The following is a 15,109-nucleotide window of genomic DNA, read 5'->3' as shown; positions in this document are numbered from 1 at the left end:
GCGACCTGCGGGTTGTTTTCGCCAGCACTTTGTGTGCAAGTGCGAAGGGAAAAACAGGCGCGCCGTATGAGGCGCGCGGAAAAGACGGCAAAATGAACGATATGGCTGAGGCCCGCTGGGCTTCCGATCTGAGGCTGGTCCTCGAAGCCGCACGCAAGGCGGGCGAGACGGCCCTCGGTTTCTTCCGCAAGGACCCCGAGGTCTGGTGGAAAAATGGCGGGCTTTCACCGGTCAGCGCGGCCGATTACGCGGCAAACGAAATTCTCGAAACCATCCTGCGTACCGCCCGGCCGGAATATGGCTGGCTTTCGGAAGAGACGGATGACGATACGACAAGGCTGGCCCGCTCCACCGTCTTCGTCATCGATCCCATCGACGGAACGCGCGCCTTCATCGGTGGGCGGGATACCTGGTGCGTCAGCGTCGCCGTGGTGCATGAGGGCCGACCCGTCGTTGCCGCCCTTGTTGCGCCTGCACTCGCAGAGGAATTCACCGCACTTGAAGGCGGCGAAGCGCTGAAGAATGGCAAGCCGATTTCAGCCGCCCGTGAAAACACCGGCGTCTTCCATCTGGCCGCACCTGAAGACGTGATTACGCATCTGCCGGAAGAGGTGCGCAGCACCGTCAAGCGCATTCCGCATGTGCCCTCGCTCGCCTACCGGCTGGCGATGGTGGCGGATGGCCGCATCGATGGAACACTGGTCAAGGCGAACTCGCACGAGTGGGATCTGGCCGCCGCAGACCTTATCCTCGAAAGGGCAGGCGGCAGTCTGGTCGGACTTGATGGAAAACCCCTGATGTATAATCGCCGCGAGGTAAACCACCCCGCATTGTGCGCTGCAGCAGAATATGCGCTTCCCGCGCTTTTGAAAGCGTTTTCACATCTGTCCGATGGTTGACGTTTGCCCGGAAATCCCGCAGATGAGGGGCTCTCAGAGCTTAAGAAAGAGACAAGACATGACGGAATCTGGCAAACAGAAACAGCTGCTGCACCTTGTGTTCGGCGGCGAACTGGAAAATCTTCAGGATGTTCAGTTCCGGGATTTGAATGCGCTCGATATCGTCGGCATCTATCCTGACTACGCTTCCGCGCTGACCGCGTGGAGATCCAAGGCGCAGATGACTGTTGATAACGCCCATATGCGTTATTTTATCGTGCATATGCACCGTCTTCTCAATCCCGACGATAAAAATTGAGTCCTTTTGCCCTTGCGTTGTAATACTATTGGGTGAAGGCAAGTTTTCCCGTGATTCCTGCCCGGAATGGCAGGCAGGAAATTCGGTTGCGAGAAAACGTGATCGCGCTTTTGTTTCCGATGATAAAAAATGACGCAATTTGAGAAGAAGTAGGCGGCGATAACAACAAAGAACAGGGGCAGGGCATTGCGCGGAATGATCAAGGGCAGAATGTCATGAGCAGCCGTATCGCACGTTTCGCTCTTTCCGGTTACAGGATTGCCGGTATCGCCGCTTATCCGTTTGCACGGCCTTATCTTTCCTATCGGGCCGCAAAGGGCAAGGAAGACAAGCGCCGCCGTCTAGAACGTTTCGGTTACGCCAGCGCGGAGCGCCCCCGTGGCCCGCTCGTCTGGTTCCATGCCGCAAGTGTCGGCGAAACGCTCGCCCTCATTCCGCTGATCCGCGAAATACGCAAGCGCGATATCTTCGTGCTTCTGACCACCGGCACCGTCACCTCGGCCGAGCTGACCCGTACCCGGCTTGGCGATGATGTGATCCACCAATATGTGCCGCTCGACATCAAGATCGCGGTCAACCGTTTCCTCGCCTACTGGGCACCGGATGCCGCCATCACCGCTGAATCGGAAATCTGGCCGGTGACGATGATGGAGCTGGAGCGCCGGCACATTCCGCAGATCCGGGTCAATGCGCGGCTCTCAGACCGTTCCTTCGACCGCTGGAACAACCGGCACGACATTGCGGAATCGCTGTTCTCCAAGCTGGCGCTGGTGGTTGCGCAATCCGATGTCGATGCCGAACGCTTCCGTGATCTCGGCTCCTGGCCGGTGGTGATATCCGGCAACCTCAAGGGCGATACGGATCCGCCGCCTTGCGACGAAGCTCTGCTCGAGCACTATCGCAGGCAGATCGGCACCCGCAAGACATGGGCGGCGATCTCCACCTTCGACGGTGAAGAGAAGGCAGCAGCCACCGTGCATGCGGCGATCAAGTCGCGCAACGGTCAATTGACCATCATCGTGCCGCGCCACCCCGAGCGCGGCGACGACGTGGAAGCCATGCTGAAGGGCATGGGGTTGACCGTGGCGCGCAGAAGTCGCAACGACGTGATCACACCGGAAACCGATATCTTCCTCGGGGATTCCATTGGCGAAATGGGGCTTTACCTCAGGCTCACCGAACTTGCCTTCGTCGGCCGTTCGCTGACGGCCGAGGGTGGGCAGAACCCGCTGGAGCCGGCAATGCTGGGCTGCGCCGTACTGTCAGGCGCGCATGTACAGAATTTCCGCGAGGCCTATCAGAAGCTGATCCGCGCCGGCGGCGGGCGCATCGTCCGCGATGTCGAGATGCTGGCCAAGGCGGTGCATTACCTCCTGGTCAACGACAATGAACGCTACAAGATGATCGATGCCGGCAACCGGGTCATTCAGGACATGCGCGGCGCGCTTTCCGCCACCGTCAAGGCGCTGGAGCCCTACATCAACCCGCTCACAGTCACCGCCAAGCTGCAACCGCGGAGTGCCATCGGTTCATGGTAGCGGATATGGAGATTGATGCGACCCAATCGATTGCCGCAGTCCTTTTCGACAAGGACGGTACGCTGTTGGGTTATGACGCAAGCTGGGGGCCGGTGAACCGTGAACTTGCGGCGATTGCCGCCAAGGGCGATCCCGTTCTTGCGGACCAGCTTCTCGCCGCCTGCGGCATGGATCCGGTTACCGGGCATGTGGTGCCCGACAGTCTTTTGGCTGCCGGCAATACGGCGGAGATAGCTGCCGGTCTCGTCGCCGCCGGTTCGCCTTGCGATCTCGTGGAGTTGACTGCGCGGCTCGACCGGCTATTCACTGAAGCAGCGGATAAATCCGTGCCGGTCACCGATCTCAAGGCATTTTTCGCAAGGCTCAAGGCACGCGGCTACAAGCTTGGCATCGCCTCCAGCGACAACGAAAAATCCATCCGCCAGACGGCGATCCGTTTCGGTTTCGAAAGCGATGTCGATTTCGTCGCCGGTTATGACAGCGGTTACGGCACCAAGCCGCAACCCGGCATGGTTATCGGTTTCTGCGACGCGATTGGTCTTGCGCCTGCACGCGTGGCAGTGGTCGGCGACAATAATCATGATCTGCACATGGCGAGAAATGCCGGCGCAGGATTGCGCATTGCCGTTCTCACCGGAACCGGCTCGCGCGAAAGCCTTGGCGCCGACGCCCATTATTGTTTCGATGATATTACCGCGCTGGAAACCCTGCTTCCGGAACGCGTTGTTTAGGTCATGTCCCCGCAGTGCGCGCCACTTGTCGCACAAGATGGGAAGAGACAAGCTGCGCATGTATAGCCGGGTTTTGCAATTCAGGGTTTTTTCTGGCAAATACCCATGTGATTTATCGAATTTAAGCGCAATGCCGTGGGTGATGCGGCCGGGAGCAGGCATATATGGTTTCTGAAGCGCCGCCTTTCTGGTGGCAGAAAGCAGGCTGGCAAGCCTGGCTGTTATCACCGTTTTCCCTTCTCTACGGCAATATTGCCGGCCGGCGGATGCGCACGGCAAAACGGGCGAGCGTTTCCGTTCCGGTCATCTGCATCGGCAACTTCACCGTTGGTGGTGCCGGAAAGACGCCGACCGCAATGGCAATCGCCCGAGCCGCCACCGCAAAGGGCCTGAAACCCGGCTTCCTGAGCCGTGGTTATGGCGGCACACTTGATGTCACCACCCTCGTCGATCCCGCGCAGCACCGCTCCGCTGATGTCGGCGATGAACCCCTGCTGCTTGCCCGCGAGGCGGTGACGGTCATCTCCCGCAAGCGGGTGGAAGGTGCACATCGGCTGGTGAAGGAGGGCGTGGATCTCATCATCATGGATGATGGCTTCCAGAGCGCACGCCTGACATTGGATTATGCGTTGGTCGTTATCGATACGGTGCGTGGCATCGGCAACGGCCATCTTGTACCGGGCGGCCCGGTCCGGGCGCCGCTTGCCGAACAGATGCGGCATATGACCGGACTCTTGAAGGTCGGTAACGGCCATGCGGCCGATCCGCTGGTCAGAACCGCGGCAAAGGCCGCCAAACCGGTTTTCGTCGCGGCGATAAAGCCGCAGGAACCGCAGGATTTCAGGGGAAGGCGCGTGCTGGCCTATGCTGGTATCGCCGATCCCGCCAAGTTTTTCCGAACTGTCGAGGGGCTTGGTGGCGAAATCGTGCTGCAGCGCTCCTTTCCTGACCATCACCATTTCAGCGATGACGAGATCGCCGATCTTCTGCAGGACGCGGATAAGGAAAACTTGCAGCTGGTGACAACGGCCAAGGACGCCGTGCGTCTTAACGGGCACCATGGCCGTGCGGAAGAATTGCTGTGGAACAGCCTGGTGATCGAGGTCGACATGGTGTTCGACGATCCCAATGCGGCCACAACGATCATCGAGACGGCGGTGCGGAACTGCCGCGCCCGTTTGCTGCGGGAAAATGCGCGGACGTCAATTTAGAGCATCTCGTAACGCAAGCCGCCGGGCACTCACCCCCTCATTCCTGTGCTTGTCACAGGAATCCAGCCGACGTGCGTCTGCGCGGCCAAAAGACTCCTTTCAGCCCAAGGACTTTGGCTGGCTGGATCCCTGTGACAGGCACAGGGATGAGGTTGGAGAGGTAAGCAGCCCTCAGCGCGAAAAGAAGAGTTCTCACACGCGGCCATTTCGGGCGTGCTTCCGCGCCTGATCAGGCGGGCAAATTACCAGCCTTGCGCTCTGCCTCCAGTGAGGCGCTGGCATCCACATAGGCTTCCTGCCGGGCGACGCTCCAGTAACGCAGCTCGTCGACCGGAATGGTCTTGCCGGTGATGGCGCATATGACATGCGAGCCGGTCTGCACGATCCGGAAGTCACCGTCGAGATATTCGATGACGGCGATGCGGTTTCCGCCTCCCTCAAATCTGTTCATCCGTTTTCGTCTCCTGCTATGTCCTGTCAGTGCATCCAGCCCGAAACGGCGTAGCGTTCTCCTGAACAATCCGGATGCTCCAGTCCCTTGAATTTATATCGCTGAGCTACGCCCAAGGCCAGCCCTGCCTGCTGCCCCCGGGGTTAAGGCTCAGCTTCGGCCGAAGAGACGTTCTATATCGGAAAGTTTTAGCTCAATATAGGTCGGACGACCGTGATTGCACTGTCCTGAACCCGGCGTGTTTTCCATCTGCCGTAAAAGCGCGTTCATCTCCTCCGGCCGCATGCGCCGCCCTGAACGCACCGAGCCGTGGCAAGCCATGGTGGCGGCGACATATTCCAGCTTGTTGGCAAGCGTGGAGGCAGCGTCCCATTCAGCGATCTCGTCGGCAAGCTGCCGCACCAGCCCCTGCACGTTAACCTCGCCAAGCATCGCCGGCGTTTCGCGAACCGCGACCGCCCCCGGCCCGAAACGCTCGATGACCAGTCCCAGCGCATCGAAACCAGCCGCATGGTCCATCAGCCGGTCGCAATCCTCTTCGGGAAGGTCGATGATCTCAGGAATGAGCAGCACCTGTGAAGGCGGGCGTCTGGAATGCAGCGCATTGCGCATTTCCTCAAACACCAGCCGTTCATGCGCCGCATGCTGGTCGACGATGACGAGGCCGTCTTCCGTCTGCGCGACGATGTAGTTCTGGTGCAACTGCGCCCGCGCGGCGCCGAGCGGATATTGTGACGGTTCCAGCGACGGGCTTGCCGAGGCCTCGTAAACCTCGCTGGGTTCTGCCCGCGCGGTCGGCATGGTGATGTCGGAAAAGCGCGATTGCACGGCCTCGGCAAATTGCATGTTCCCGGAAATGGCAAGCGGTCGGGAAGGCGAGGCCGCGGCGGACCATGTCGCAGCGGCAGACGGTCGGAGATTGGACGGGCTGTAGCCGGGGCGAAAGGCGTTCATCATCTGGCTGGCACCAGTCGTCGCCGCCCTGTCACCGTCGCGGGTCAGCGCCTGGCGGATCGCGCCGACGATCAGCCCGCGAACGAGGCCGGGATCGCGAAAGCGCACATCTGATTTCGCCGGATGCACGTTCACGTCGACAAAGGCGGGATCGAGCGTCAGGGACAGCACTGCGACCGGATATCGCCCGTGCGGTACGGTTTCGGCATAGGCACCGCGAATGGCGGACAACAGCAATTTGTCCTGCACCGGGCGACCGTTGACGAAGACATATTGATGCGCCGAGTTGCCGCGGTTGAAGGTCGGCACCCCGGCAAAACCGGAGAGCGTTACATCCTCGCGCCCGGCATCGATTTCGATGGCGTTGTCCTTGAACTCGGCACCGAGAATCTGCGCCATGCGGGCAAGGTGATCGTCGCCGGTGGAGGGGATTTCAAGCGTGGAGCGGTCGGTGCCTGACAGCACGAAGCGGATATGCGGAAAGGCAATTGCCATCCGCTTGACGACTTCGGTAATGGCGGCTGCCTCCGCTCGCTCCGTCTTCAGGAATTTCAGCCGTGCGGGCGTCGCGAAAAACAGGTCGCGCACCTCAACGATGGTGCCGGCATTGGCAGCGGCGGGCCGGACCTCGGAGACTTTGCCGCCGGTGACGGAGATCACCGAACCCTGCTCTGCGCCGTGTTGCCGGCTGGTGATGGAAAGCTTGGCAACCGAGCCGATGGAGGGCAGGGCCTCACCGCGAAAGCCAAGCGTGCGGATATCGTCAAGCGTGGTGGATATTTTCGAGGTGCAATGGCGTCGGACCGCAAGCTCCAGATCGGCAGGCGACATGCCGGAGCCGTTATCGGTGATGCGCACCAGTCCCTTGCCACCGCCCGCCGTGGCGATTTCGATGCGCGTTGCGCCCGCGTCGATGGCGTTTTCCACCAGCTCCTTCGTGGCGCTGGAGGGTCTTTCGATGACCTCGCCGGCGGCGATCTGGTTGATGAGGGTTTCTGAAAGCTGCTTGATGGCCATGATCATCATTTTCGCGGATTCGTCACGGCTTCGAAAGCAAAAAACTCAAGTCGCGAAAGTTTGTACATGTTTTGCGGCCTGCCCGGCGTTTGATCATTTCCGTTCAACGTCAGGTTAAGCGTTAATCCGCCTTTAATCGGCCTTGCATATGGTGAGGCGGCTTGAAATGACTGCAGGAACGAGGCCCCCCTTCGCCGGGTGGTGTGACGTCGTATATGGGTGAACGTCATCTTCCCCTCAAGACTGCTTCAAGTAGCGAACCCTGATGTCTCTTTTGCGGAATTTACCGTTTCATCCCGGCATTTGCCTCGGACGATTCCAATAGAAACATAAGCCTGACCCTGAAAACAGGTGGGAGTTTGCAGTTGAGTGATTTGGCGTCCTCCGGCGCGGGCGTTCATACGGTGATGCTTGATGCCCTTTGCGACGCGCTTGGCGCGGCGATCGTCGTTTACGACCGGAACGATCACATCGTTTTCGCAAGCCGGAAGCTTTTGAGTTTTTTTCCACTGCAAGAGGCCGTTATCGGGCCGGGCGCGCGGCTGCGCGACTATCTGAGCGCGCTTTACGATTGTTATCTTCTGGAAGCGGAAAGCCTGTCCGCCAATGCCCGGCAGCTGGGACGCGAGGAATGGATTGGCGAGCGGCTGGCGCTGCACTGGAAGGAAAGGTCTGAAAAAACCGAGCGGTTGAAGGGGGAGCGCTTCCTGCGCTTCGTAATGAACCGCCTGCCTTCCGGGCTGGGCATCAGCGTCGTTGCCGATATTTCCGAACAGAAGAAAAGAGAAGAACAGTGGCGCATCGACCTCGAACGCGTTCAGCTGATCGAAGACATTCTCGACAATCTGCCGTTTCCGGTCCTCGTCAAGGACCGGAACCTCGCCTATGCCGCTGTAAATAAAGCCGCCTGCACCATGGTCGAGACCAGTGCAGAGAGCATTCTCGGCCGCACGGTTTTCGACCTGCATTCGCGCCAGGTCGCAGGCCGGATCGACGCTGCCGATCGCATGGTGCTGGACAGCGGCACGCCGAGCATCCTTCCCGAAAGGGTGAGGCGCGCGAATGGTGAAGAGGTGCTGACGATTACCCGCAAGCAGCGGGTGGGTCGGCCTGGCCGGCATTTTCTGGTCACGACGATGGAGGACGTGACCGCGCTCGCCACCATCGACGCGAACGGCATGCCCGTCATCCCCTCGCTCGAACATGTCGATTTCGTCGCCTCAACCTATGGCAAGGATGAAGATCGCGATGCCGCAGGCGGTCTGCTGAAAAGCAAGGCGGTGCTGGTGGTTTCCGGAAACGGGCGCTTTGCCGAAGCCGCCTGCCACCGGCTTGCCGCGAGCGGCATGGATCATGCCGTGGTGAGGAGCGAGGAAGAACAGCGTAGTTTCATCGATATCGCCGCTTCCGCAGGCGTCGGCATCGATGTCGTCGTCGTCGACGCCCAGATGAGCGTCACATGCCTCGATATCGCGGCCGCGCATGACCTGCCGGTCGTCACCATCGAGGAAGAGGAGATCGACGCTTCGCTGCTGCATTATCTCGCCGTCGGCCTCAAATCTTCTCCGAAGGAAAAGTCCTCCGACGAGGACTGGGAGATCATGACCGAAGACCTGCCCAAAATCCTCAAGACCGGCGGCGTCTGCGAGATACTTCTCGTTGAGGACAACAGGGTCAACCAGATCGTCTTCTCACAAATCCTTGAGGGATTGGGGCTGTCCTGGCGGCTTGCCACGTCGGGTGAGGAGGCGTTGCGTCTTTTTGAAGAACAGGCGCCGTCCGTCGTCCTGCTCGACACCACGCTTGGCGATATCGACGGTTTTGAGGTCGCCCGCCGTATGCGTGCACTGGCCGGCGACGAGCGCATTCCCATCGTCGGCGTCATCACCCACGCTTTCGAGGGCGATCTCGACAAATGCCTGGCGGCGGGCATGGAAGACATGCTGCTGAAACCCGTCAGTCCCGATATGGTCGATGCCGTTTTCCTGCGCCTTTTCGGCAAGGATGCCCTGCGGCTGCAAGCCTGAAGCTCCTCCATTTCAGCTTTTTGTGTTCGAGCCGCTGGCATTGCGGAGACGCCGCCGCATTTTCGGTGCGCGGTTCTATGGCTTTTTTAATACTTGCCCTGCATTGTGATCGCGGTCGACACGGGATTCACGAGATGCAGGAATGAAACGGGCAGAGCCGCAGGCGTTGCACGTCAGCCAGAACGAGCTGCAGGCGATGGCTTACAGCGATCCGCTGACGGGGCTTGGCAATCGTTACCGTTTGCGGGACAAAATCCGCATGCTCGCCAGCGAGCGTTCCAGCGATCCCGCGCCCTTCACCGTCGGCATTGCGAATATTGACGGCTTCAAACCCATCAACGATCTTTTCGGCGTGCAGGCGGGCGACGAGATTTTGTGCCAGGTCGCGCATCGGCTGAAGGCTTGCATTCCCGATGGCGCCGCCGTGACGCGCCATGATGGCGACGAGTTCGCCTTCGTGCTGCCGCTGGTATTCGAACGCACCGGCGCAGAGCGCATCGGCAACATGATCAAGGACGTGCTTTCTGCGCCTTACGATCTCGGCGACCGCAACGTCCGGCTTTCCTCATCCTTCGGTTTTGCCATCTATCCCTTCGCCGGCGATGATTTCGAGGATTTGCTGAAAAGCGCCGAGACCGCGCTTTACCGCTCCAAGCGCCGTGGCCGTGGCCAGATAACGGTCTATTCGCGCGAGATTGCGCAGGAAATGAAGCGCGCCACCCAGCTGGAACAGGCGTTGCGTAACGCCATCATCACCGATGCGATCGACGTGCATTTCCAGCCCATCGTCAGGCTGGAAGAAGCGAAGGTCATCGGTTTCGAGGCACTCGCCCGCTGGAACGACCCCGATCTCGGTTTCGTGTCGCCCGCCGTTTTCGTGCCGCTGGCCGAAGAACGCGGTTTCATCGACGCGCTGTCGGAAGCGCTGCTGAGGAAGGCGGCGGAAGCGGCGCTGTTCTGGCCGCGAGAGCTTTTCCTGTCCTTCAACCTGTCGTCCGCGCAATTGATGGATCCCGGCACAGCGGATAATATTCTGTCCATCCTGTCGCGTGTCGGCCTTGATCCGCACCGGCTGGAGCTTGAAATCACCGAAACCGCTGTCATGACATCCGCCGATACCGCGCAGCGCATCATCAGCGAATTGCAGGGTGCGGGTGTTCGTATCTCTCTTGACGATTTCGGCACCGGCCAGTCGAGCCTTGGCCGCCTGCGCGACTTCACCTTCGACAAGGTCAAGATCGACCGCGCCTTTGTCTCCCGCATCAGCAGCGACCGTCCTTCGGAACATATCATCAAGGCCATCGTCGCCATGTGCGAAGGGCTTGATCTCGAGGTCGTCGCGGAGGGTATCGAGGAGCAGGCGGAAGAGGAAAAACTGCGCGCGCTCGGCTGCGCTATGGGGCAGGGCTATTTTTACGGCCGCCCCGCCGATGCCGCCGCCACGCAGCGTTACCTTCACGAGAACTATCGCGAGATCCTGTCGGATATTCCCTGAGAAATGGAGTGGCCTTGCACATAAGGCTGTAAGGACCTCCCCAACCTCATCCCTGTGACGAGCACAGGAATGAGAAGGCGGCACGCGCCGCGCTTCACAACCGGTAGAGCGGCTCGAACCTGCCCTTCACCTTAATCCCGAGCTCGAATGTCTTTCCATGCTGCGGATTGGCGGCAATGGCGTCGTCGTCAAGATTTTCGCGGGCGGATGTGATGAGAAGGCGCGACGCATCGGGGCCGATGAAGGCCGGGCAGGTGGTCTGTCCCGCTGGCACCAGATAGCGTTCGATGTGGTTGCCGTCGGCATCGTAACGATCGACCGCACCCATCCCCCATCGGGCGTTCCAGATATGCCCTTCCGCATCGCAGACCGATCCGTCTACGCCACCGTCGATGCCGGCGGTGTCAATGAACACCTCTGCCTTGCCGGTGGGAAGTCCCGTCTCGGCATCGAGCGGCACCTTCATCAGCTCGTTGACCTTGGTGTCGACGTAATATCCGGTCGCGCCATCGGGCGAAAAGCAGATCGAATTTGGAATGCTGACATCGGCAAACAGCTTGGTCACGGTTCCCCTGGCAACGTGGTAGATGCTGCCCGCGCCGATTTGCGCCTTACGGCCCATGGTGCCGATCCACAGCGCGCCCGAGGGATGCATACGCCCGTCATTGGAGCGGTTGTCGGGCATGTCCTTTTCAAGCTCCGCATGCAGCGTCAACACGCCGGTTGCCGTATCGCGAAGGAAAAGGCCGTCATCTGAGGCGATCAATTGCTTGTGGTCGCTGATTTTCGCCAGTGCGCTGCCCATGAAGGGCAGGGCGTGCACCGTTTTGCGGCCGGAGGCGAGATGCAATTCATGCAGTTCGCGCCCGATGATATTGAACCACCAGGCCGTGCCGGTCGCCGGGTCGAAAGTCGGGCCTTCGCCAAGCGTCATCGGCGTTTCGTCAAGAACACGTCCGGCAAAGGGAAAAACGGTCGCCATGCTTTTATCCTCCAATTGCTGCATCATAGGCCGAAAGCGTGACGATGGCGCGCTCGCGCACTTCCGCAGCCTTCATGCCGGGCTTGTAGAGACTGGTGCCAAGCCCGAAAGCGAGGATGCCGGCGTTGGTATAGTCGGCGAAATTCTTGTCCGAGACGCCACCAACGGCGGCAATGACCAGATCCTTCGGCAGGATCGTCCGGATCGCATTGATGCCGGACGGGCCGATGATGCTGGCGGGAAAGAACTTCAGCCCGGTTGCTCCGGCTTTTGCGGCAACCAAAGCCTCGGTCGGAGTCAGAACGCCCGGCATCGTCACCATGCCCTTGACGCGCGCGGCGGTGATGACGTCGGCATCGGCGTTGGGGCTGACCATCAGCTTGCCACCGGCGGCGTCCAGCGCATCCACGTCTTTCGTGCTGAGCACGGTGCCGGCGCCGATCAGGCAATCGGCGGGCGCCATCTTTGCGGCGATCTCGATCGAGCGGAACGGATCGGGCGAATTGAGCGGGATTTCGATGGCGCGGAAGCCGGTCTCGATCAGCGCGCCGACGACGCCTTCGGTTTCCTCGGGTTTAAGGCCGCGCAGGATGGCGATCAGCGGATATTTCATGGCGGGGAAGGGGATACGCATGTTGGGTCTTTCGTCCTTGAGCGGGATGGCGAAAAGCGTGAGCGGTTTTCGCCTGGAATTCCGCTCCACTGAATAATCTATGACCAGATGGCATTTGCGGCGGCTAACAACCCGCGCCGAACGGCCTCGTCTGCGTCGATGACAGTATATTGAATCTCAAGGGCTGCGAATGCACCCTCGTAAAGCGCGCCGAGCGCGCCGGAGCCGATCAGCACCACCGGCGTGTCCCGCCGTACGGAGGAATGCGCACCGGCGATTTCCAGTCCGATCATGATGCCGGAAAGCTTGGCCTTGGCGTCTGTCGCGGTGAGGCCGTGCAGCAATTGTCCGGAGCGCAGGGTGAACAGACGGTTGGTGGCGAGCTGCGGATTGGCGTAGATATCGCGCACGGCCGCCCTGAATACCTCGTGCTCGCCGGTAAAGGCTTCGGCTTCCGCCACCGCATGGGAAAGGATGGTCTGTTTCGAGATGACCTCGAACAGCTCACCGGTCATGAAGGTGGCAAAGCCCGTCACGTCGCTGCCATCCACCGTTACCCATTTGGAATGGGTGCCGGGCATGCATACCAGCTTCCTTCCGCCACCGGCAGAGCTGAGCGCACCGAGCAATTGCGTTTCTTCGCCACGCATCACATCAGGTGCGTTTTTGTCCCGCTGCGCCAACCCCGGCAAAATGCGGACATCCCGCTCCTGACCCGGCACGCGCACCGCACCATCGAGAACCGCTGAAAGCGATGCAGGCACGTCGATATAACCGGCCTCCACCCAGCCCTGCCGCGCACCCGCCATGCCGCAGATAAGAACCGGCAGTTTTTCCGGTGCACCGATGGCATCGAGATGCGATTGCAGCACCTCCGTAAAGCCGGTCCGCATGGCCGTGGTCATGCCTTCAGCACTTCTGCGCTCAGCCAGCACCGCGCCGGACCGGCTGAGCAGCCAGAGCCGGAAACTGGTCGTGCCCCAGTCGACGGCGATAAAAGCGGGTTCAGACATTATAACAGGCCTCCGTCTACGATTATGGATTGCGCGGTGATCGCGCTCGATGCCGATGATGCGAGAAACAGGCACGGACCCACCAGATCGGCGGCGACAAGCGTGCGCTTGAGACATTGCCGTGCCGTGGTCGAGGTGACGTCGTCGTCCGTCAGCCACAATTCTTTCTGCCGTTCCGTCACGATCATGCCCGGCAGCAGCGTGTTGACGCGGATATTTTCCGGCCCCAACCGTCCGGCCAGGCTTTTCGTCAGGCCGATGATGCCGGCCTTGGCTGCCGCATAAGAAGGAAGCTCGCCCATGTTCAGCAAAAACGAAATCGAGGAGAAATTGATGATGGCTGCGTCCTGCGCCTGCCGCAGATGTGGCAAGGCGGCCTGAACCGTGAAGAACATCTGCTTGAGATTGACGGCCTGATTGGCATCCCAATAGGCTTCTGTGACGGTATCGATCTCGTGGCGGTCGTCCCATGCGGCATTGTTGACGAGCACCTTGATGCCGCCGGTTGCAGCTGCTGCCGCCTCCACGCTCTGCCGGGTCGCCGCAATATCGCGCAGGTCGGTCTTGAAGAAATGGACCGGATGGCGTGCGGCATGAGCAAGCCGCGCAACGAGCGCCACACTCGGCTCTTCGGCGATGTCGATGAACGCGACCCTTGCGCCCTGCGCCGCAAAGGCCTCCACCAGCGATGCCCCGATGCCGGAGCCGCCGCCGGTGACGAGCACGCCCGCGTCCTTGAGGTCAGGGAAATGGGCTTGCATCATCGACATCGTCTCGTCCAGTGAGGGGCTTGATTGTTCCATTATTTGGAACTAGATTTTACTAAGTGGAATTATTCTCTTGGCCGCAGGCTTATGTCAAGACAGATGACGGTGGATGTTGCCATGCCCGATCACAAAAACCCAAATGACAGCGAGCATGAAGTGGTTCCTGCCTTGGATCGAAAAAAGGAAAGCGTAACCGGCACGCTCGGTAAGGCCGTCTCGCTTCTGGAGCTTATCGCCCTTGCCGAAAAACCGATGCGCTTCACCGACGTTGTCGAGGCTTGCGGCCAGCCGCGCGGCACGGTGCACCGCCAGCTCGCCCATCTCGTGGCCGAAGGTCTGGTCGATCATGTCGCCGACCAGACCTATGTCGTGGGTCTGAGGCTGCTGCAATTGGCTGCCAAGGCCTGGAGCGGCAATGATCTGCGCAGCGTTGCCGCGCCGCATCTGGCGGCATTGCAGGAGGCGACGCAGGAATCCGTGCATCTTGCCGTTCTGAACGGCGGGCAAGTCACCTATCTGGACAAGATGGAGGGCAAGCATACTTTGCGCATGCATTCGCAGGTGGGCAAGACATCCCCCGCCTACTGCACAGGGGTGGGCAAGGCCGCGCTGTCAATGCTCTCCCCTGATGATCTCGCTGCACTTGCCGCAGAGCTGGACTTCCACCGCTTCACGCAAAATACGATCGTAACCCCGCAAATGCTGGCGCAGGATGTGGCCGCCATTCGCTGCAATGGCTACGGTTTCGACCTTCAGGAGCATGAGATCGGCATTCACTGCGTTGCCGCGCCGGTAAGGGCGCCGGGGCGCAATTTTCTCGCGGCGATTTCCGTCACCGGCCCAGCCTATCGCGTGGATGTGGAGCAACTGCGGAAATGGGGTCCTCTGGTGCGCGAAACGGCCGATCAAATTTCGGCGGAACTTGCCTGCAGATTATCTCCGGTTGCGAATGGTTGAGAAAAATGGATGCGTGAAGCTGTTGGTTTCCGCTTCAAAAACGGCAGATCGCGCGCCGATGCGTGTAAGTGAAATCTTATTTTCGATTATTCGGAATTAAGTTTCAACTTTTGTTTGCATGAATCATTTTGGCGAGTAACATCCGCGCAATTTCCG

General features: G+C 60.1%; 14 protein-coding genes. 8 read left to right on the top strand and 6 right to left on the bottom strand.

From position 1 onward, the window contains the following. Window positions 1-92: 92 nt before the first annotated feature. The 5 genes from ACQZ5Y_RS02680 to lpxK all read left to right on the top strand — a co-directional run bounded on the left by ACQZ5Y_RS02680 (window position 93) and on the right by lpxK (window position 4,677). Entirely contained in the window at window positions 93-899 is an 807-nt protein-coding gene (locus ACQZ5Y_RS02680; RefSeq protein ID WP_004432172.1) for a 3'(2'),5'-bisphosphate nucleotidase CysQ, read from the top strand. Window positions 900-957: 58 nt separating this feature from the next. Next, window positions 958-1,197, top strand: a complete 240-nt coding sequence (locus ACQZ5Y_RS02675) for a DUF4170 domain-containing protein (RefSeq protein WP_019564234.1) — start codon at window positions 958-960, stop codon at window positions 1,195-1,197. Window positions 1,198-1,412: 215 nt separating this feature from the next. Continuing rightward, window positions 1,413-2,735 carry a lipid IV(A) 3-deoxy-D-manno-octulosonic acid transferase gene (gene waaA / locus ACQZ5Y_RS02670; RefSeq protein WP_004432170.1) on the top strand — a complete coding sequence of 441 codons (1,323 nt, stop codon included), beginning with the start codon at window positions 1,413-1,415 and terminating at the stop codon, window positions 2,733-2,735. Next, window positions 2,729-3,466, top strand: a complete 738-nt coding sequence (locus ACQZ5Y_RS02665; RefSeq protein WP_013635566.1) for an HAD family hydrolase — start codon at window positions 2,729-2,731, stop codon at window positions 3,464-3,466. Before waaA ends, ACQZ5Y_RS02665 begins: the two co-directional genes overlap by 7 nt. A gap of 164 nt (window positions 3,467-3,630) precedes the next feature. Further along, window positions 3,631-4,677, top strand: a complete 1,047-nt coding sequence (gene lpxK / locus ACQZ5Y_RS02660) for a tetraacyldisaccharide 4'-kinase (RefSeq protein WP_111783301.1) — start codon at window positions 3,631-3,633, stop codon at window positions 4,675-4,677. 229 nt (window positions 4,678-4,906) lie between these two features. Here the strand turns inward: lpxK and ACQZ5Y_RS02655 are convergent, their stop codons facing one another. Continuing rightward, on the bottom strand, window positions 4,907-5,128 hold the full coding sequence (locus ACQZ5Y_RS02655; protein WP_003519053.1) for a DUF2093 domain-containing protein: 222 nt from the start codon (window positions 5,126-5,128) through the stop codon (window positions 4,907-4,909). A 150-nt stretch (window positions 5,129-5,278) separates the two neighbouring features. Next, window positions 5,279-7,099, bottom strand: coding sequence for a DNA mismatch repair endonuclease MutL (mutL, locus tag ACQZ5Y_RS02650; RefSeq protein ID WP_003519052.1), 1,821 nt, complete (start codon window positions 7,097-7,099; stop codon window positions 5,279-5,281). Window positions 7,100-7,506: 407 nt separating this feature from the next. On the opposite strand from mutL, the gene ACQZ5Y_RS02645 reads away from it, so the two are divergent. Together ACQZ5Y_RS02645 and ACQZ5Y_RS02640 are read left to right on the top strand one after the other, a co-directional pair. Continuing rightward, complete coding sequence (locus tag ACQZ5Y_RS02645) at window positions 7,507-9,126, top strand: response regulator (protein ID WP_162693175.1); 1,620 nt, start codon at window positions 7,507-7,509, stop codon at window positions 9,124-9,126. 142 nt (window positions 9,127-9,268) lie between these two features. Next, entirely contained in the window at window positions 9,269-10,621 is a 1,353-nt protein-coding gene (locus ACQZ5Y_RS02640) for a putative bifunctional diguanylate cyclase/phosphodiesterase (RefSeq protein WP_003519050.1), read from the top strand. 94 nt (window positions 10,622-10,715) lie between these two features. Here the strand turns inward: ACQZ5Y_RS02640 and ACQZ5Y_RS02635 are convergent, their stop codons facing one another. From ACQZ5Y_RS02635 to ACQZ5Y_RS02620, 4 genes are all read right to left on the bottom strand, one after another. After that, window positions 10,716-11,603: an SMP-30/gluconolactonase/LRE family protein gene (locus ACQZ5Y_RS02635; RefSeq protein WP_174049210.1), complete on the bottom strand. Its 888-nt coding sequence runs from the start codon at window positions 11,601-11,603 to the stop codon at window positions 10,716-10,718. 4 nt (window positions 11,604-11,607) lie between these two features. Further along, window positions 11,608-12,237 (bottom strand): 2-dehydro-3-deoxy-6-phosphogalactonate aldolase, encoded by a 630-nt coding sequence (locus ACQZ5Y_RS02630; protein WP_174049211.1) that lies wholly within the window; start codon window positions 12,235-12,237, stop codon window positions 11,608-11,610. Between the two features lie 77 nt (window positions 12,238-12,314). Beyond that, a complete protein-coding gene (locus ACQZ5Y_RS02625; protein ID WP_013635571.1) occupies window positions 12,315-13,229 on the bottom strand; it encodes a 2-dehydro-3-deoxygalactonokinase in 915 nt (304 codons plus the stop codon). After that, complete coding sequence (locus ACQZ5Y_RS02620) at window positions 13,229-13,999, bottom strand: SDR family NAD(P)-dependent oxidoreductase (protein WP_041694310.1); 771 nt, start codon at window positions 13,997-13,999, stop codon at window positions 13,229-13,231. The genes ACQZ5Y_RS02625 and ACQZ5Y_RS02620 overlap by 1 nt, the downstream gene beginning before the upstream one ends. An 84-nt stretch (window positions 14,000-14,083) precedes the next feature. Here ACQZ5Y_RS02620 and ACQZ5Y_RS02615 point away from each other — a divergent pair, with 84 nt between their 5' ends. Continuing rightward, the gene (locus ACQZ5Y_RS02615; protein WP_174049212.1) at window positions 14,084-14,953 is read left to right on the top strand and encodes an IclR family transcriptional regulator; all 870 of its coding nucleotides are present in this window, start codon (window positions 14,084-14,086) and stop codon (window positions 14,951-14,953) included. Window positions 14,954-15,109: the final 156 nt, after the last annotated feature.

It is taken from the genome of Agrobacterium sp. A3-95 (assembly GCF_053521785.1).
Note: the sequence above shows the minus strand (reverse complement) of the source record. Positions and strands in the feature narration are given on the sequence as shown.